This is a genomic window from Microbacterium sp. sgz311019 (assembly GCF_056135325.1).
Map to the genome: position 1 here is coordinate 140,632 of NZ_JBWAXO010000002.1, position 16,991 is coordinate 157,622.

Sequence of the window (16,991 nt, forward strand, 5' to 3'; positions counted from 1 at the left end):
TCTGAGCCGACTACGGGACTCGAACCCGTAACCCCCGTATTACAAGTACGGTGCGCTACCAATTGCGCCAAGTCGGCGAGGCCCGGAGATCCGGACTCCAGGGATCGAGTCTAGAGCGTCGGCGGACCTGGTCCCGAAGTCCCCGTCCGCGGACGCTCGGTGAGAGTGCTCTCATACATCTCGGCGCACGTCCGGCCGCCCGCATAGTTGAACCACCGAACCTGACGGAGGTCCCGCGATGTTCGACACCCCCATCCAGCTCGGCGAGGCTGTCCACCCGCGCTGTCCGGACGACGACACTGTGCTGCGCGACGTCGAAGGCGGATGGGTGTGCGCGCAGTGCGGCCGCGAGTTCCAGGTCGTCGGCGGCGCCGGGGGACCGGCCGCGCTCGGCGCGGGGTGACCTCCGGCGGCGCGACCATCGGGTGAGGGGCGGCCGATACCATCCATGAGGCGCGGGGATTCGCCGGGCGGGGTGCCCGCGTTAGGCTGGCAGACGCTCGCATGACGAGGCGACCGATGCGCCTCCCGGCGCGGAACTCGCGATGCGCTCTCGCGAGCGCCCGCTGTAGGCGGGTACGGGCGCGTGGATCCGGCGAGTCCTGATCCCGAAATTCGCCGAGTGGTACCGTAGTTCGGTATACAGAATTCTTATTCCACCAGACGGAAGCAGTGAGTGATGTCGGCAGACCCCTACGGCAGCGGCCCCGAGAGGCTCGACAGCTCCGACGACCTGAGGACGCTCGTCTCAGCGACGCGGCCGACGGCGCCGCATCGGCCTGTAGACCCCGCGATCGCCCGCTCCTGGCTGCTCGTCCCCGGCACACGCGTCGACCTGTTCGACGAGAATGCGGCGTCCCGCGCCGATGCCGTCGTGCTCGACATCGAGGACGCCGTCGACCCCTCTAACAAGCCCAAGGCCCGCCGGGATGTGGCCGACTGGCTGCGCGCCGGCGGCCGCGCGTGGGTCCGTGTCAACGACGTGTCGAGCCCGTTCTGGAGCGACGACCTCGCCGTGCTCGCCGGCATCCCGTCCCTGCTCGGCATCATGCTCGCCAAGACCGAGACGCCCGACCAGGTCACCTCGTCCTTCGACCGTCTCGGCGGCACGGTGCCCGTCGTCGCCCTCATCGAGTCGGCGGTGGGCATGGAGGATGCCGCGCACATCGCCAAGGCGCGCGGCGCCTTCCGCCTCGCCTTCGGCAGCGGCGACTTCCGACGTGACACCGGCATGAGCGCCGACGCCGAGGCCATGGCGTACCCGCGGGCACGCCTCGTGATCGCGAGCCGCGTCGGCGGCCTCCCGGGCCCGATCGACGGGCCGACCGTGGGCAACAGCATGCCGACGCTGCGCGAGCACTCCGCGATCACGGTCTCGATGGGGATGACCGGCAAGCTCTGCCTTTCCGCGGATCAGGCGCCCGTCATCAACGAGGTCATCAGCCCGACGCCGAGCGAGGTCGCCTGGGCGCTCGATTTCCTCGCCGACTTCGAGAGCCGCGGCCGCGTCATCCGCGACGGCAGCGACCTGCCCCGCCTCGGTCGCGCGCAGAAGATCGAGAAGCTCGCCGTCGCGTTCGGGGTGCACCCGAGCTGATCGGTCGCGCCCGGCCGTCAGCCGCGGCCGTCGAAGGGCATCCCGGCCGCGGTGAGAATCAGCGAGCCGATCACCGCGTCGGCAGGCAGCTCGGCCATCAGGACGACCGCGCGCGCGGCGTCGGCGACGTCGAACACGGGCTCGGGACGGATGCTGCCGTCCGGCTGCGTGAAGCCGCGGCCCTCGCCGAGATCCGCCAGCAGGTCGGTGGCCGCGTTCCCGATGTCGATCTGCCCGCACGTGATGCCGAACGGGCGTCCGTCGAGTGCGATCGACCGCGTGAGGCCCGCCAGGGCGTGCTTGGAGACGGCGTAGGCGACGGTGCGCGGACGCGGACGGTGGGCGGCGATCGAGCCGTTGTTCACGATGCGCCCGCCCTGCGGCGTCTGCGCCTTCATCGTGCGCACCGCCTCGGCGGCCACGAGCATCGCACCCGTGACGTTGACCGCCAGCGTGCGCTCCCACGCGGTGGGATCGATCTCGTCGACCGCGCCGGTCGGTCCCGGGACTCCGGCGTTGTTGAAGACGACGTCGACCCGGCCGAAGCGCTCGACGACCGAGGCGAACAGCCTGCGGACGGAGTCGACATCCGTCACGTCCGCGACGACGGGAAGGGCGAGTGGATGCTGCGCCCCTGCCTCGACCAGGGTCTCCACGGTGCGGCCCGCCAAGGCCACCGCCCAGCCGGCGTCGAGGAACGCGCGCGCCGTCGCGCGGCCGATCCCGGTGCCGGCGCCGGTGACGACGACGGTGCGGGGTGGTTCAGCGCCTGTCACTCGGACCCCGCAGGCTCAGGACTCGGGGGTGAACTCGAGGGCGAGGGAGTTCATGCAGTACCGGTCGCCCGTGGGTGTGCCGAACCCGTCGGGGAAGACATGGCCGAGGTGCGAGCCGCAGCTCGCGCAGCGCACCTCGGTGCGCACCATCCCGGCAGTGCGGTCCTCGATGAGCTCGACGGCCTCCGGCCGCACCGACTCGTAGAAGCTGGGCCACCCGCAGTGCGAGTCGAACTTGGTGCCGCTCTTGAAGAGCTCGGCGCCGCAGGCGGCACAGGTGTAGAAGCCGTCGCGGCTCTCGTCGAGCAGCTCCCCGGTCCACGGGCGCTCGGTCGCCGCCTGGCGCAGCACCGCGAACTGCTCGGGTGAGAGCTCCTCGCGCCACTGCGCGTCGGACTTGGTCACGTCGTAGGTCATGGCAATCCCTTCAGCCATACCCATTCAACCCGAGTCGGCAGGGGAGTGTTCCGAGCGTTCGCCAGAATGGTGCCGTGAGTGTGAGGGATGCGGTCGCCGAAAGGTATGCGCGGTTCGCCCGGGATGAGGCGCCGGGGCGGTCAGCGCTGTACGCCCGCTGGGCGGAGGCCGTGGCATCCGATCCCGCCCTCGCCGTCGTCCTCGCCCGCATCCCGGACACCCGGCGCCAGCCGCCCCTGGTGTTCGCCGTCATGCGCCTGCTCGGAGCGCCCGAGACCGACACGACGGCCTGGCGGGATTGGGTCATCGCGCATGCGGACGCCGTCGTCGTGGAATGCGAGCGCCGCAGCGTCCAGACGAACGAGCCTTTGCGGTGCGCCGCGCTGCTGCCCGCGCTCTCGCTCATCGAGGGGCCGATCGCGCTGCTCGAGGTCGGCGCGAGCGCCGGCCTGTGCCTGTATCCCGATCGGTACGCGTACGCCTTCCGGCTCGATGACGGCGAGGTGATCGCCCTCGAGCCGCCCGGCGGCTCGAGCGTCGTCCTGGAATCCCGCCTGCGCGGCCCGGGTCGACCGGAGTTGCGCCTGCCCGAGGTCGTGTGGCGCGCCGGAATCGACCTCTCGCCTCTGGACGCGAGGGATCGCGACGACCGACGCTGGCTCGAGACGCTGGTGTGGCCGGGCGAGACGGGCAGGGCGGACCGCATCCGCGACGCCCTCGACATCGCGGCGAGCGAGCCGCCGCTCCTCTTCGAGGGCGACGCCGCGGAGATCCTCGGCGCGGCGGCCGCGCAGGCTCCGGCGCACGCGACACTCGTCGTCACCACCCCGGGCGTGCTCGCGCACGTGCCGTTCACCGGTCGCCGTCGGATCATCGAATCGGCGCGGGCGGCCGGCCGCTGGATCACGCTGGACGCGCCCGCCCTGCACGACGGGTGGAGCGCCCCCATCGAGATGGCGACGTGGCCGTCCGAGTCCTTCGTGCTGGCGCTCGACGGCGAGGCGGTGGCGGCCGTGGATCCCCTCGGCGGATTCGTCGAGTGGCGAGTCTCGGGGTAGCGGCGCGCTCTGCCGAGGGTCCGCGCATCCCGCGGCTACCGTATGGGGATGCCCCTTCCCGACAGCGATCGCGATCTGCTGGCCTTCGAGGCCTCGTGGCAGCGACACGGCGGCGCGAAGGAGGAGGCGATCCGAACCGAGCTGGATCTGACGCCCGCACGCTACTACCAGCTGCTGGGCCACCTGATCGAGTCCGCCGACGCGCTGGCCCACGACCCCCTGCTGGTCAAGCGACTCCGGCGGCTGCGGGACGCCCGACGCGACTCTCGCGCCGCCCGCGTCGGCGGCGCGGGCTGACACGCATCCCTGAGCACGCCTCCATCGGCGGTTCGGTTAGCATCGTGGGATGCCCAATCCGAGCCAGCCGCGGGACCGCTTCGACTCGCTCCCCGACGACACCGGCCGGGTAGGTGCGCACCGCGCGGAGAACCCCCACATGAGCGGCTGGCTCGTCTTCACGTGGGCCGCCCTCGCGACGGTCGTCCTGGTGGGGGCGGGCATCTTCGGCACGCTGATCGCCTCGGGCAAGATCAGCTTCGGGCCGTCTCCGTCGCCGACCGCTGTCGCCGCACCCAGTGTGACGCCTGTGGTCGACCCGTCGTACACGGTGCTCGTGCTCAACGCCACCGGCCAGGCAGGCCTGGCCGCGTCGGTCAAGCAGCAGGTGGTCGCCGCCGGCTGGAAGCCCGAGAACGTTCAGGCGGGGGACGCCGGCACCACCGGGTTCGAGAAGACGACCGTGTACTACGCGCTCCCGGCCGACGAGGGCGCTGCCCGCGGGCTCGCGCAGGCGATCGGCGGCGCACAGGTCGCGCAGAGCGACACGTACCAGCCCGCGAACGACCCGGAGGCGAAACAGCTCGCGGTCGTCGTCGGCATGGACCGGGCATCGGGCGCGAAGGCCAGTCCCTCGAAGTAGTCCTTTGTTTCGGGCCTGTGAACAGTTGGCTTCCGGCGCGTCAACAAGGCGCAGGTCGGCGGTTCGCGGCATCCGCGCGCTCATACGATGAACGGGTTCTGCCAGCAAGGAGAAGCGCATGACCCAGGGCACCGTGAAGTGGTTCAACGCCGAGAAGGGATATGGATTCATCACCATCCCCGACGGCCAGGACGTATTCGTCCACTACTCGAACATCGAGATGAGCGGATACCGCGTGCTCGAGGAGGGGCAGGCGGTCGAGTTCTCCGTCGGCTCCGGTCAGCGTGGCCCGCAGGCGGAAGCGGTGCGCGTCGTCGCCTGACGCCCCCTGAGTCGCCGCGTGGCGTGACGCCCGGCGTTGGCTTGCACTCGGATGGGTCGAGTGCCAGAATGAGGTTTAGCACTCGCGTTCTGGGAGTGCTAAATCGCAAGCCACCGTCCGGGAGGGACGACACACACATGGCAAAGATCATCGCTTTCGATGAGGAGGCCCGTCGCGGCCTCGAGCGCGGCCTGAACACCCTGGCCGACGCGGTCAAGGTGACCCTGGGCCCGCGCGGCCGCAACGTCGTGCTGGAGAAGAAGTGGGGCGCCCCCACGATCACGAACGACGGCGTCTCGATCGCCAAGGAGATCGAGCTCGACGACCCGTACGAGAAGATCGGCGCCGAGCTCGTCAAGGAGGTCGCCAAGAAGACCGACGACGTGGCCGGTGACGGAACCACGACCGCGACGGTCCTCGCTCAGGCGCTCGTTCGCGAGGGTCTGCGCAACGTCGCCGCCGGGGCCGACCCGATCTCGCTCAAGAAGGGCATCGAGAAGGCCGTCGCGGCCATCACCGCCGAGCTGCTCGCAAGCGCCAAGGAGGTCGAGTCCAAGGAGGAGATCGCTGCCACGGCTTCGATCTCGGCCGCAGACCCCACCATCGGCGAGCTCATCGCCGAGGCGATCGACAAGGTCGGCAAGGAGGGCGTCGTCACCGTCGAGGAGTCGCAGACCTTCGGCACCGAGCTCGAGCTCACCGAGGGCATGCGCTTCGACAAGGGCTTCATCAACCCCTACTTCGTCACGGACCCCGACCGCCAGGAGGCGGTGTTCGAGGACCCGTACATCCTCATCGCGAACTCGAAGATCTCGAACATCAAGGATCTTCTGCCCGTCGTCGACAAGGTGATCCAGGACGGCAAGGAGCTCGTCATCATCGCCGAGGACGTCGAGGGCGAGGCGCTCGCGACTCTCGTGCTGAACAAGATCCGCGGCATCTTCAAGTCGGTCGCCGTCAAGGCTCCCGGCTTCGGCGACCGCCGCAAGGCGCAGCTGCAGGACATCGCGATCCTCACGGGCGGCCAGGTCATCAGCGAGGAGGTGGGTCTCAAGCTCGAGAACACCACCCTCGACCTGCTCGGCCGGGCGCGCAAGGTCATCATCACCAAGGATGAGACCACGATCATCGAGGGTGCCGGTGACGTCGCTCAGATCGAGGGTCGCGTGACCCAGATCCGCCGCGAGATCGAGAACACCGACAGCGACTACGACCGCGAGAAGCTCCAGGAGCGTCTCGCCAAGCTCGCCGGCGGCGTGGCCGTCATCAAGGCGGGTGCGGCGACCGAGGTCGAGCTCAAGGAGCGCAAGCACCGCATCGAGGACGCCGTCCGCAACGCGAAGGCGGCCGTCGAGGAGGGCATCGTCCCCGGCGGTGGCGTCGCGCTGATCCAGTCGGGCAAGAAGGCCCTCGACTCGCTCGAGCTGTCGGGCGACGAGGCGACCGGTGCGAACATCGTCCGCGTCGCGATCGAGGCTCCGCTCAAGCAGATCGCTCTCAATGCCGGCCTCGAGCCGGGCGTCGTGGCGCACAAGGTCGCTGAGCTTCCGACGGGTCACGGCCTGAACGCAGCCACTGGCGAGTACGGCGACATGTTCGCGCAGGGCATCATCGACCCGGCGAAGGTCACCCGTTCGGCGCTGCAGAACGCCGCATCGATCGCGGGCCTGTTCCTGACGACCGAGGCGGTCGTCGCGGAGAAGCCGGAGAAGGCTGCCGCCATGGCGGCCGACCCGACCGGTGGCATGGACTTCTGATCCACTCGCACGGATGCCCCGACCCTTCCGGGTCGGGGCATCCGTCGTTTCCGGGTGAGCGTCGGGTCGCGCCTACCGGAACAGCCCCACCGCCGCCTGCTCGGTGTCGGCGTACTGCCGGCCGGCAGCGGCGAGCGCCTGCGTGATGGCGGCGAGGGATGTCTCCACCTGCCGCTGCGTGACGCGCCACTGGTCGATGACGTCCTGGAACGCCGCCGCGGCGACGCCGGTCCACGACCCCTGCAGCTGCGTCAGCTGCACGAGCATCGCCGAGGCCTCGGCCTCGAGGCGGTCGGCTGTGCCGCGAGCGGCGGTGGTAGCGGCGAGCACCTGCTCGCTGTCGACGGAGAAGATCACTTCAGGCTCCTTCAGGATGGGGATGCAGTTCCCCCACGCTAGGCGGGGGGATGCGGCATCCACTCGCCGGAAGGGGCCCTGGGGAGCAGTGGCGCGAGTCTCCTGCCGGGGGAGGAGACTCAGGCGCGGTCGACCGCCGGCTGCGTGACCGGCTGCGTGTCGATGTCGGCGTGCGCCTCGGGGGCGACCGGGGCGAGCGGCAGGGCCACGCGGAACGTCGCCCCGCCACCTGGCGTGTCGTCCACCGACACCGTGCCGTGCAGCGTCTCGACGATCGAGGCCACGATCGACAGACCGAGCCCCGAGCCGCCGGTCTCGCGCGTGCGCGAGGTGTCGGCGCGCCAGAAGCGCTGGAAGATCTGCTCCCGGATCTGCTCGGGGATGCCGTCGCCGTGGTCGATGACCTCGATCCAGCCCGTGCCGTCCGCCGCATCCACACCCACTCGCAGTTCGAGGGGAGAATCGTCGGCGCTGTAGCGGCGGGCGTTGCCGAGGAGGTTCGCGACGACCTGGCGCACCTGGTTCTCGTCGGCGAGCACGATGGGCTCCTGCGACGGAGCGACGAGCTCGGCCGGCTCCGGTGCGAACGGTGTCGGGCGCCCACGACGGCGCAGACGCGACAGCGTGGCGCCGGCACGCGCCCGGGCTGTCGCGCCGCGGGGCGGCACCGAAGGAATCTCGACCGATTCGGTCGCACTGGGCGCGGACGATCCGGATGCCGCCGCCGTGGAATCCGTGACGGTGACCACGCGCGCGGGCGATGTCGCGTGGATGTCCATGGCCGCGTCGCGCGCGATCGGGCGCAGGTCGACGGCGGTGATGACGACGTCGCGCGTCTCGTCCAGGCGGGCGAGGGCGAGGAGGTCCTCGACGAGGACGCCCATGCGGATCGCCTCCTTCTCGATGCGCTCCATCGCCTGGCCGGTGGCCTCCTCACCGTCGATCGCACCGATGCGATACAGCTCGGCATAGCCGCGGACGGTCACGAGCGGCGTGCGCAGCTCATGGCTCGCGTCGCCGATGAACCGCCGCATCTGACGCACCGAGGAGTCCCGCTGCGAGATCGCGTCGTCGACGTGCACGAGCATCGCGTTCAAGGCGATCTTCAGGCGGCCGACCTCCGTCGTGCTCGGCTCGATGTCGGTGAGGCGCTGGCTGAAGTCTCCCGCCGCGATGGAGTCGGCGGCCGCCTCGACCTGACCGAGACTTCGGAAGGTGAGTGTCACGAGCCATCGGGTCGCGAGGGCACCGGCGATGAGGATCACGAAGGCGAGCAGCGTATAGATCCCGAGGAAGGACGTCACGACCTTCGTGACCGGCGCCGTGGGCAGCGCCACCAGCTGGGTGTACAGCGAGCGTGAGTCCCCGATCTCCTGCACCGACACCATCGCCCGGTAGTCAGGACCGCCGGAGGAGCTCTGCAGCGTGAAGACGTCCTCTTGATTGATGTACGCCTTGTCGAGCGGGTAGGTGTCCGGGAAGACCGGCTCGGGCTGGCCGTTGCCGCCCGCGGTGATCCTGAGGATGCCCTGCGCGTCGTAGAGCGCGACGAAGTAGTCGATGCCCGAGACGGACGATGCGGGAGTGAAGGTCGGCGGCGTCGTGCTGGTGTTGACCTTCACGAGCGGTGCAAGCGCGTTGGCGCTCGCGAGTGGCTTGAGCGAGGTGTCGATCCCGCTCAGCAGCGCACTGCGAAGGAAGAACAGCGTGCCGGTGCCCGCGACGAGCAGGCCGATGGTGAGGATGCCGACGGTGACCCCGGTGACCTTGGCGCGCAGGCTGACGCCGCGCCACCCGCGGGTGACCGCATCCGATCCGGCAGCCACCGACTCCGCTCCCAAGGTCTCAGGCGGTCTTGCCCGCCTTCAGCATGTAGCCGAAGCCGCGCTTCGTCTGAATGAGCGGCTCGGTCGACAGGGGATCGATCTTACGTCGCAGATATGAGATGTAGCTCTCGACGATGCCCGCATCGCCGTTGAAGTCGTACTCCCACACATGGTCGAGGATCTGGGCCTTCGACAGCACGCGGTTCGGGTTCAGCATCAGGTAGCGCAGCAGCTTGAACTCCGTCGGACTGAGGTCGATCGAGGCGTCGCCGACGAAGACGTCGTGCGTGTCCTGATCCATCGTCAGCTCGCCCGCGCGGATGACCGACTCCTCATCCGCCTGCATCGTGCGGCGCAGGATCGCCTGGATGCGGGCCACGATCTCGTCCAGGCTGAACGGCTTCGTGACGTAGTCGTCGCCGCCCGCGTTGAGGCCCGCGACCTTGTCCTCGGTCTCGTCCTTCGCCGTGAGGAAGAGGATCGGCGCCGTGTAGCCGGCGCCGCGGAGCCGCTTGGTCACGCTGAACCCGTTCATGTCGGGCAGCATGACGTCGAGGATGATCAGGTCCGGCTCCTCCTCGAGGACGGCGGAGATCGTCTGGGCGCCGTTCGAGACGGCGCGAACCTGATAGCCGGCGAATCTCAGGCTGGTGATCAGCAGGTCGCGGATGTTCGGTTCGTCGTCGACGACGAGGATGCGCGGAGCGGTCATGGACCCAATATGCCAGGTCCGGGCAGGAGAAGGGAGGATGCGCGCCGCGCGGGCCCGTGCGGACTATTCCGCGCGATCGTCGCGCCAGGAGTGCTGCGGCGAGTAGCCGAGGAGACGGCGGGCCTTCTCGATCGACAGCAGCGTGGCGTTCACGCCGAGGTCGCCCTGGACCGGCACGCCCGGGAAGACCTCGGCGACGAGCTCGGCATTGGGCCGTGACATGACGGTGTCGGCGGCCGCGATGATGTATGCCTCGAACCCGGGGATGGCCGCATCCAGCGCCCGCTCGATCGCCTGCGCGCCGTCGCGCGCGTCGATGTAGCCCCACAGGTTCCACTTGCGCAGGAACGCATCGGAGTCGTACGACGGGAAGGCGTCGTAGTCTTCGGGCCACATGACGTTCGAGAATCGCAGGGCGGTGATCGACAGGTCTGGGTGCCAGCGCACGAGCTCGGTCGCCATGCGCTCCTCGAGCACCTTCACGAGCGAGTAGACGGACTCGGGACGCGGCGGATACTCCTCGTCGACCGGGATGTACGGCGGTGGCACGTCGAACGGAAGGCCCAGGACCGTCTCGCTCGAGGCGTAGACGATGCGACGGATGCCGAGCCGCACCGCGGCCCACATCGCGTTGAAGGTCGCCGGCATGTTGTTGTGGAACGTCGCGACGTCGGCACGGATGCCGGGCGCGGGGATCGCCGCGAGGTGAACGAGGGCGTCGAAGCCGTCGTGCCGGTCGTTCACCGCGGTGAGGGCGTCGACGACCTGCCCGTAGTCGGTGAGGTCGACCTGGACGAAGCCGGGTCCGCGCCGGCCCGCGACATCCAATCCGATGACCTCATGGCCGGAGGCACGGAGCTCCCGGACGACGACGGACCCGAGTTTTCCGGATGAACCGGTGACGGCGATGCGCATGCGTCCACTCTCTCATCGCCGGAGCGTGTGCGGTGCGCCCCGATCAGGATGCCGTGGCCTGCGCGGTGCGGATCGCGACGCAGCAATGGGTCGGCCGCGGTTCGAGCACGGGCGTCCGCTCGTCGCCGACGCCCGCCGCCATCCCCTCGACGAGTGTGAGATTCGCGGTGCAGATGAGGTCGGTGTAGCGCTGGGCGAGCACATGGAAGGGACAGTTCTCGAGCGTCAGCCCGCCGGCCCCGTCGTCGCGCGGCTCGTAGCCGCACATCGTGAGGGCGTCCTCGAGATCGTCGGATGCCGCACCCAAGCGGGCGCCTGCCCGGCGGGCCACCTGGCCCAGCGCCCGGCGCACAGTGGTCCCCTCGGCGTCCGCGCGATCGGCGGCGGCGGCCAGCAGCTCGCCCGCCAGCTCGTAGTGGCGCTCGGGGAGCGATCCGATGAGCTCATCCGCCGCCGGCGTGTAGACGTGCGCGGGACGCCCCGCTCCCGGTCCGCTGCGACCGGATGGCCGTCTGCTGTCGACCTCGAGGACGCCCGCGTCGACCAAGCGGCCGAGGTGGAAGGCGACCGTGCTGCGCGGGATGCCGAGAGCCTCGGCGGCGGCGTCCCGGGTGAGCGGCTCGGCCGACTCTGCGGCGAGCCGGTACAGCCGTCGGCGAACCGGATCGCCGAGGGCGCCGATCGCATCCAGATCGTTGCGGAGACGCATATCCGGAGTGTACCACTCTAAAAACAAGATGCTTGACAATAATTTCAGAAGGGCCTAGCGTCAGGAAAACGGCAGGAGTCTTGGGACGGACGAGAGGACGCGACATGACCACACCGACCGCACTCCACGCGCTGGACGACGACCCGATCGATCGCGATCGCGCCGAAGCGGCGGTCGCCGAGCTCCTCACCGCCCTCGGCCACGACATCGCCCGCGAGCACCTCAGCGACACGCCGCGCAGAGTGGTCGAAGGCCTGCTCGAGCTCACGACGCCCGAGCCGTTCGCCATGACGACCTTCGCCAACGACACCGGCTACGACGATCTGGTCGTGGTGCGCGGCATCCGGTTCACGTCCCTGTGCGCCCATCACCTCCTGCCGTTCCGCGGCGAGGCCGATGTCGCCTACGTGCCGGACGAGCGGCTCGTCGGCCTGTCCAAGCTCGCGCGGGTCGTCGACCGCTACGCGCGCGGTCTTCAGGTGCAGGAGAGCTTCACGACGCAGATCGCGGACGAGCTCGAGTCGGTCCTCCTGCCGCGCGGCGTCGGCGTCGTGCTGCGGGCGGAGCACCTGTGCATGTCGATCCGCGGAGTGCGGGCAGCGGAGTCCGTCACCGAGACCGCCGCGTTCCGCGGCGCGCTCGCGACGGATGACGGGCTGCGCCGGAGGATCCTGGACGAGGGGAGAAGATCGTGACCCATCTGGTCATCGTCGGCGGCGGGCTGGCCGCCGCATCCGCCGCCGAGACGTTGCGCGAAGAGGGCTTCGACGGCGATGTCACGATCGTCGCCGACGAGCAGCATCCGCCGTACCAGCGCCCGCCGCTGTCGAAGGGCTACCTGCAGGGAGAAGAGGGGCTGGATGCCGTCATCCTGCATCCCGCGGAGTGGTACGCCGACAACGACATCGCGCTGCGCACATCGACCCCCGCGATCGTCCTCGACCCCGCCGAGCACAGGCTCGGGCTCGCCGGCGGCGAGGCGCTGACCTACGACGCCGTGCTGCTGGCGACGGGAGCCAGCCCGCGTCGCCTGCCCATCGCCGGGGCGAACCTGCCCGGCGTGATGACCCTGCGCAGGCTCGACGACTCGAAGGCGCTGGCGGAGCAGCTGCGCGGCGGCGGGAGGCGGCTCGTGCTCATCGGCTCCGGCTGGATCGGACTGGAGGTCGCAGCGAGCGCGCGGGGGCTCGGCAACGAGGTCACAGTGCTCGAGCGGGACCCGGTACCGCTGGCCGCGGCCCTCGGCGCCGAACTCGGCGAGGTCTTCGCCCGCATGCATCGCGAGCACGGCGTCGACCTGCGCATGTCGGTGAACGTGGAGCGCGTCGTGGGCGAGGCGCGGGCCGACGGCGTCGTCGTCGACGGTGAGATCGTGCCCGCGGATCTCGTGCTCGTCGGCGTCGGAGCGGTGCCCAACACGGGACTCGCAGAGGCCGCTGGCATCGACGTGCAGAACGGCATCCTCGTCGACGCGAATCTGCGCACGAGCGCTCCGGACGTCTTCGCCGCCGGTGACGTGGCGAACGCGTACCACCCCGTCATCCAGCAGCACCTGCGCAGCGAGCACTGGGCCAACGCGCTGCACGCGGGGCCTGTGGCGGCGCGGTCGATGCTCGGACAGAACGCCGTCTTCGATCACATCCCGTACTTCTACACCGATCAGTACGACCTCGGGATGGAGCTGTCCGGCTACCCGCCGCTCATGTCGCAGGCGCGCCTCGTCATCCGCGGCGACCTCGAGCGCCGCGAGTTCATCGCGTTCTGGGTCGACGACGATCGCGTGGTCGGCGGAATGAACGTCAACGTGTGGGACGTCAACGAGACCGTGCAGGAGCTCATCCGCTCGGGGAAGAGGCTGGATGCCACGGCCCTCGCCGATCCGTCCGTGCCGCTCGGTACGCTCGTCGCATGACGGCTCCCGCCACCTCTCCTCTCGCCGCCGTCGGCGGCACGCGGGACGCCGACCCGGCCCTCGTGCTGCGCGCAGGAGGCGGGCGCGAGCTCGATCTCACCCGGCACATCGCGGTCATGGCGATCGTGAACCGCACACCCGACTCGTTCTACGACCGCGGCGCGACTTTCGCCCTCGAAGCGGCCGTGGCCGCCGGGGCGGCGGCATTCGGGGCCGGCGCCGAGATCGTCGACGTCGGCGGGGTGAAGTTCGCCCCGGGCCCGCCCGTTGCGGTGGCGGAGGAGTGCGCACGCGTCATCCCGGTGGTGCGCGCGCTCGCACCGCGGGGGCTCGTCAGCGTGGACACGTTCCACCCCGAGGTCGCCGAGGCGGCGATCGAGGCCGGCGCGGCGATCATCAACGACACGACCGGCGTCAGGGACCCCCGGATGGCGGACGTCGTCGCCGCGGGGGACGTCGCGCTCATCGTGGCGCACAGCCGCGCGGTCCCGCGGACACAGCTGCCCCAGCCCCACTACGAGGACGTCGTCGCGGAGATCGCCGAGTTCCTCCGAGAGCGGGTCGCGCTCGCGGTGTCGCGCGGCGTCGCGGAGGATCGCATCATCGTCGATCCCGGCCACGACCTCAACAAGAACACGCTGCACTCACTGGAGCTCACGCGTCGGCTCGGGGAGCTCGCATCCCTCGGACACCCGCTGCTCGTCGCCCTCTCGAACAAGGACTTCGTCGGCGAGACCCTCGACCGCGAGCGTGGCGACCGCCTGGCGGGGTCGCTGGCCGCAGCCGTGTGGTGCGCCACGCGAGGGGCTCGCATCATCCGGGCGCACAACGTGCGCGAGACGGTCGACGCGATGCGCATGGTCGAGGCGATCCAGGGATGGCGCGAGCCGGCGTACCTGCTGCACAACACGCGCCCGGAGGGGAATTCGTGAGCCACGAGCCCGAAGGTCCGTCCGCCCAAGCCCTGCGGGAGATGTACGACGTGCCCGACGGCTCTCGCCCTCATCTGCGGATGAACATGATCGCGAGCATCGACGGTGCGGCAACCGTCGGCGGTCGGAGCGGTGGACTCGGCGACGACGCCGACACGCGGACGATGCAGGCGCTTCGCGCCCATGCGGATGTCGTGGCAGTGGGCGCCCGCACCGTCATCGCGGAGGGATACCGCGGCATGCGAGTGGACGACGAGGATGCCGCCTGGCGCGTGGCCTCGGGATTCGCGCCTCAGCCGCGGATCGCCGTGTTCACGGCGTCAGCGGGCATATCGGCGCAGCATCCCGTCTTCACGGGCGCCGTCGTGCGCCCGATCGTCGTGACCATGCGCGATTCGCTGCCGGCCCGGGTGCGAGCACTCGCAGAGGTCGCCGACGTCATCCAAGGCATCCATCTGGCCGACGCGATCGAGCAGCTCGCGCAATCGGCGGGTCGGCGCATCCTGTGCGAGGGCGGCCCGTCGCTGTTCGGAGAACTCGCGCGGGAGGATCTCGTCGATGAGGTCTGCCTGACGCTCAGCCCGATGCTGGTGGCGGGGCGGGCTCCGCGCATCGGTCACGATGACCATGCACTGGAGGTCCAGCGGCGGATGGCGCTCGCCGATGTGCGGCGCGTCGGCGACGAGCTGTTCCTGCGCTACCGGCGGTCCCCGCGCTGACCCGCGACGCGCTGTTCACCCGCAGTCAGCACATCCCCCCTGTCGCGGCCACCCACCGTCGATTATGTTTTTGCTGAATGCGCCATAAGAGGTGCATGGATGCCGCGAGCCACCCCGCTCGCAGAAGGAGATGAGTCTGTGCGCACACGCAAGACATCGGCCATGAGACTGGCCGGAGCCGCCGTCGTCGCGGCCACCGCGGTCGCCCTCGCAGTCGCCGGCCCGGGTTCGCCCGCGACCGCCGCCCCGGAGCCGCCGAACACCCCGAACGGTCCGACGATGGACATCCAGCTGCTGTCGTTCAACGACTTCCACGGCAACCTGGAGGCGCCGACCGGATCCAGCGGCCGATTGATCACCGGTCATGCCCTGCCGGCCGGCGCGACCAAGCCGACGGACATCACGACCGACTCGCTCACCCCTCCCGGCGTCGGGGGCGTGGAGTATCTCGCGACGCATCTCGCTCAGGCGCGCGTGGGGCACCCGTACTCACTGACCGTCGCGGCGGGCGACCTGATCGGTGCGTCGCCGCTGCTGTCCGGGGCCTTCCACGACGAGCCGACGATCCTTGCGATGAACGCGCTCAAGCTCGACGCGTCCGCCGTCGGAAACCACGAGTTCGACGAGGGCTACCAGGAGCTGCAGCGCATGGCCCACGGCGGCTGCATCGACGACGGCGACGGCATGAACAACCAGAACTCGTGCCCGACCGGCTCGTTCCCGGGCGCGAGCTTCACCTACCTCGCCGCCAACGTCTTCAAGGCCGGCACGGACCAGACCATCCTCCCCGCCTACACCGTCAAGAACATCAAGGGCGCCAAGATCGGGTTCATCGGCATGACGCTGAAGGACACGCCGACGATCGTGACGGCCTCCGGCGTCGCGGGCCTCGAGTTCGCGGACGAGGTTGCCACGGCGAACGCGCTCGTGCCGGTGCTCAAGGCCCAGGGCGTCAACGCGATCGTGGTGCTCATCCACCAGGGCGGCACGCCGGGTCAGCAGACCTGGTACGGGCCGGACGACAAGCCCTACACGGTGAACCCGTCGTACGACGCCGCCTGCGCGAACGGCGCGGAGCTCGACCCGACGAGCCCGATCATCCCGATCGCGAAGGGTCTCGACCCCGCGATCGACATGGTGATCTCCGGTCACACCCACCAGCCGTACGTGTGCGACATCAAGGACCCTGCCGGCAACGACCGCATGGTGACGTCGGCGTCCTCGTTCGGGCGCCTCTTCACGGACACCACCCTCACGTATGACCGTCGCACACAGGACATCGTGCGCACGTCGGTGAAGAGCGAGAACGTGCTCGTCACGCGCAACGTCGCGAAGGACGCGGCCGAGACGGCGATCATCAATCAGTACAACGAGCTCGTGAAGCCCATTGCGAGCAAGGTCATCGGTCACATCACGACCGACGTCACGCGCACGGCGAACGCGGGCGGCGAGACCCCGCTCGGCGACCTCATCGCCGACGCTCAGCTGGCGGATCCCAGCGTCGTGGGCTCGTTCGCCAAGCCGGTCATCGCTCTGATGAACCCGGGCGGCGTGCGTGCCGACCTGGTCTACGCGCAGTCGAAGTGGGGTGAGGCTCCCGGTGACGTGACGTTCGAGGAGGCGTTCACCGTGCAGCCGTTCAACAACTACCTGGTCTCGCTCGACCTCACCGGAGCGCAGATCAAGCAGCTGCTGACCGAGCAGAGGACCGGCAAGAATGCCGGCTCCCAGAGCAAGGTCCTCCAGGTGAGCGGCGGCTTCTCGTACACGTATTCGGCGGCGACCGGCCAATACAGCGCAGTGATGCTGAACGGGCAGCCGCTCGTCGACGGCGACACGTACCGGGTTGTGACGAACAACTTCCTGGCCGGCGGCGGGGACAACTTCGGCACCTTCCTCGGTGCGAAGAACGTCTACTACGGCGGGTTGGACATCGACGCGTTCGCCGCGTACCTGTCCGCCCACAGCCCGTACTCGCCGGTGCCGCTCGATCGCATCACCGGGCAGTAGGGCCGAATGGATGCGGACGGCCCGGCGCTGCGGCGCCGGGCCGTCCGTCATTC

General features: G+C 69.8%; 19 protein-coding genes and 1 tRNA gene. 12 read left to right on the plus strand and 8 right to left on the minus strand.

The window, feature by feature from the left end:
* Positions 1–4: 4 nt before the first annotated feature.
* Positions 5–77, minus strand: a tRNA-Thr gene (locus tag AC0NZN_RS03500).
* 161 nt (positions 78–238) lie between these two features.
* Here AC0NZN_RS03500 and AC0NZN_RS03505 point away from each other — a divergent pair.
* Both AC0NZN_RS03505 and AC0NZN_RS03510 read left to right on the plus strand, forming a co-directional pair.
* A complete protein-coding gene (locus AC0NZN_RS03505; protein WP_474590877.1) occupies positions 239–403 on the plus strand; it encodes a hypothetical protein in 165 nt (54 codons plus the stop codon).
* Between the two features lie 276 nt (positions 404–679).
* Positions 680–1,597, plus strand: coding sequence for an HpcH/HpaI aldolase/citrate lyase family protein (locus AC0NZN_RS03510; protein ID WP_474590878.1), 918 nt, complete (start codon positions 680–682; stop codon positions 1,595–1,597).
* 17 nt (positions 1,598–1,614) lie between these two features.
* On the opposite strand, the gene AC0NZN_RS03515 is transcribed toward AC0NZN_RS03510, so the two are convergent.
* Positions 1,615–2,373 carry an SDR family oxidoreductase gene (locus tag AC0NZN_RS03515; RefSeq protein ID WP_474590879.1) on the minus strand — a complete coding sequence of 253 codons (759 nt, stop codon included), beginning with the start codon at positions 2,371–2,373 and terminating at the stop codon, positions 1,615–1,617.
* A gap of 15 nt (positions 2,374–2,388) precedes the next feature.
* Positions 2,389–2,790, minus strand: coding sequence for a peptide-methionine (R)-S-oxide reductase MsrB (gene msrB / locus AC0NZN_RS03520; RefSeq protein WP_474590880.1), 402 nt, complete (start codon positions 2,788–2,790; stop codon positions 2,389–2,391).
* Between the two features lie 74 nt (positions 2,791–2,864).
* On the opposite strand from msrB, the gene AC0NZN_RS03525 reads away from it, so the two are divergent.
* The 5 genes from AC0NZN_RS03525 (at position 2,865) to groL (ending at position 6,846) form a co-directional block, all read left to right on the plus strand.
* Positions 2,865–3,848, plus strand: coding sequence for a DUF2332 family protein (locus tag AC0NZN_RS03525; protein ID WP_474590881.1), 984 nt, complete (start codon positions 2,865–2,867; stop codon positions 3,846–3,848).
* 48 nt (positions 3,849–3,896) lie between these two features.
* Positions 3,897–4,145: a DUF3263 domain-containing protein gene (locus AC0NZN_RS03530; RefSeq protein ID WP_474590882.1), complete on the plus strand. Its 249-nt coding sequence runs from the start codon at positions 3,897–3,899 to the stop codon at positions 4,143–4,145.
* A 49-nt stretch (positions 4,146–4,194) separates the two neighbouring features.
* Positions 4,195–4,767 (plus strand): LytR C-terminal domain-containing protein, encoded by a 573-nt coding sequence (locus AC0NZN_RS03535; protein WP_474590883.1) that lies wholly within the window; start codon positions 4,195–4,197, stop codon positions 4,765–4,767.
* Positions 4,768–4,885: 118 nt separating this feature from the next.
* Positions 4,886–5,089 carry a cold-shock protein gene (locus tag AC0NZN_RS03540; RefSeq protein ID WP_320941544.1) on the plus strand — a complete coding sequence of 68 codons (204 nt, stop codon included), beginning with the start codon at positions 4,886–4,888 and terminating at the stop codon, positions 5,087–5,089.
* Between the two features lie 137 nt (positions 5,090–5,226).
* On the plus strand, positions 5,227–6,846 hold the full coding sequence (gene groL / locus AC0NZN_RS03545) for a chaperonin GroEL (protein ID WP_474590884.1): 1,620 nt from the start codon (positions 5,227–5,229) through the stop codon (positions 6,844–6,846).
* A gap of 72 nt (positions 6,847–6,918) precedes the next feature.
* Here the strand turns inward: groL and AC0NZN_RS03550 are convergent, their stop codons facing one another.
* From AC0NZN_RS03550 to AC0NZN_RS03570, 5 genes are all read right to left on the minus strand, one after another.
* On the minus strand, positions 6,919–7,203 hold the full coding sequence (locus AC0NZN_RS03550; RefSeq protein ID WP_474590885.1) for a WXG100 family type VII secretion target: 285 nt from the start codon (positions 7,201–7,203) through the stop codon (positions 6,919–6,921).
* 119 nt (positions 7,204–7,322) lie between these two features.
* Positions 7,323–9,029 carry a sensor histidine kinase gene (locus AC0NZN_RS03555; protein WP_474590886.1) on the minus strand — a complete coding sequence of 569 codons (1,707 nt, stop codon included), beginning with the start codon at positions 9,027–9,029 and terminating at the stop codon, positions 7,323–7,325.
* 19 nt (positions 9,030–9,048) lie between these two features.
* Entirely contained in the window at positions 9,049–9,741 is a 693-nt protein-coding gene (locus AC0NZN_RS03560; RefSeq protein ID WP_474590887.1) for a response regulator transcription factor, read from the minus strand.
* A gap of 63 nt (positions 9,742–9,804) precedes the next feature.
* The gene (locus AC0NZN_RS03565; protein ID WP_474590888.1) at positions 9,805–10,656 is read right to left on the minus strand and encodes an NAD-dependent epimerase/dehydratase family protein; all 852 of its coding nucleotides are present in this window, start codon (positions 10,654–10,656) and stop codon (positions 9,805–9,807) included.
* A 43-nt stretch (positions 10,657–10,699) separates the two neighbouring features.
* The gene (locus AC0NZN_RS03570; RefSeq protein WP_474590889.1) at positions 10,700–11,365 is read right to left on the minus strand and encodes a helix-turn-helix transcriptional regulator; all 666 of its coding nucleotides are present in this window, start codon (positions 11,363–11,365) and stop codon (positions 10,700–10,702) included.
* A 104-nt stretch (positions 11,366–11,469) separates the two neighbouring features.
* Between AC0NZN_RS03570 and folE the strand changes: the two genes are divergently transcribed.
* The 5 genes from folE to AC0NZN_RS03595 all read left to right on the plus strand — a co-directional run bounded on the left by folE (position 11,470) and on the right by AC0NZN_RS03595 (position 16,938).
* Positions 11,470–12,060: a GTP cyclohydrolase I gene (gene folE, locus AC0NZN_RS03575; protein WP_474590890.1), complete on the plus strand. Its 591-nt coding sequence runs from the start codon at positions 11,470–11,472 to the stop codon at positions 12,058–12,060.
* On the plus strand, positions 12,057–13,277 hold the full coding sequence (locus tag AC0NZN_RS03580) for an NAD(P)/FAD-dependent oxidoreductase (RefSeq protein ID WP_474590891.1): 1,221 nt from the start codon (positions 12,057–12,059) through the stop codon (positions 13,275–13,277). The genes folE and AC0NZN_RS03580 overlap by 4 nt, the downstream gene beginning before the upstream one ends.
* Complete coding sequence (folP, locus tag AC0NZN_RS03585) at positions 13,274–14,209, plus strand: dihydropteroate synthase (RefSeq protein ID WP_474590892.1); 936 nt, start codon at positions 13,274–13,276, stop codon at positions 14,207–14,209. Before AC0NZN_RS03580 ends, folP begins: the two co-directional genes overlap by 4 nt.
* Positions 14,206–14,928 (plus strand): dihydrofolate reductase family protein, encoded by a 723-nt coding sequence (locus tag AC0NZN_RS03590; RefSeq protein ID WP_474590893.1) that lies wholly within the window; start codon positions 14,206–14,208, stop codon positions 14,926–14,928. The genes folP and AC0NZN_RS03590 overlap by 4 nt, the downstream gene beginning before the upstream one ends.
* Positions 14,929–15,090: 162 nt before the next feature.
* Positions 15,091–16,938, plus strand: a complete 1,848-nt coding sequence (locus tag AC0NZN_RS03595) for a bifunctional metallophosphatase/5'-nucleotidase (protein ID WP_474590894.1) — start codon at positions 15,091–15,093, stop codon at positions 16,936–16,938.
* The last annotated feature ends 53 nt before the right edge of the window (positions 16,939–16,991 follow it).

Excerpts from the sequence above, each read along its gene's own strand:
- AC0NZN_RS03505 (WP_474590877.1), top strand. The coding sequence starts at position 239 with ATGTTCGACACCCCCATCCAGCTCGGCGAGGCTGTCCACCCGCGCTGT.
- AC0NZN_RS03510 (WP_474590878.1), top strand. The coding sequence starts at position 680 with ATGTCGGCAGACCCCTACGGCAGCGGCCCCGAGAGGCTCGACAGCTCC.
- msrB (WP_474590880.1), bottom strand. The coding sequence starts at position 2,790 with ATGACCTACGACGTGACCAAGTCCGACGCGCAGTGGCGCGAGGAGCTC.
- AC0NZN_RS03530 (WP_474590882.1), top strand. The coding sequence starts at position 3,897 with ATGCCCCTTCCCGACAGCGATCGCGATCTGCTGGCCTTCGAGGCCTCG.
- AC0NZN_RS03535 (WP_474590883.1), top strand. The coding sequence starts at position 4,195 with ATGCCCAATCCGAGCCAGCCGCGGGACCGCTTCGACTCGCTCCCCGAC.
- AC0NZN_RS03540 (WP_320941544.1), top strand. The coding sequence starts at position 4,886 with ATGACCCAGGGCACCGTGAAGTGGTTCAACGCCGAGAAGGGATATGGA.
- groL (WP_474590884.1), top strand. The coding sequence starts at position 5,227 with ATGGCAAAGATCATCGCTTTCGATGAGGAGGCCCGTCGCGGCCTCGAG.
- AC0NZN_RS03560 (WP_474590887.1), bottom strand. The coding sequence starts at position 9,741 with ATGACCGCTCCGCGCATCCTCGTCGTCGACGACGAACCGAACATCCGC.
- AC0NZN_RS03565 (WP_474590888.1), bottom strand. The coding sequence starts at position 10,656 with ATGCGCATCGCCGTCACCGGTTCATCCGGAAAACTCGGGTCCGTCGTC.
- AC0NZN_RS03570 (WP_474590889.1), bottom strand. The coding sequence starts at position 11,365 with ATGCGTCTCCGCAACGATCTGGATGCGATCGGCGCCCTCGGCGATCCG.
- folE (WP_474590890.1), top strand. The coding sequence starts at position 11,470 with ATGACCACACCGACCGCACTCCACGCGCTGGACGACGACCCGATCGAT.
- folP (WP_474590892.1), top strand. The coding sequence starts at position 13,274 with ATGACGGCTCCCGCCACCTCTCCTCTCGCCGCCGTCGGCGGCACGCGG.
- AC0NZN_RS03595 (WP_474590894.1), top strand. The coding sequence starts at position 15,091 with ATGAGACTGGCCGGAGCCGCCGTCGTCGCGGCCACCGCGGTCGCCCTC.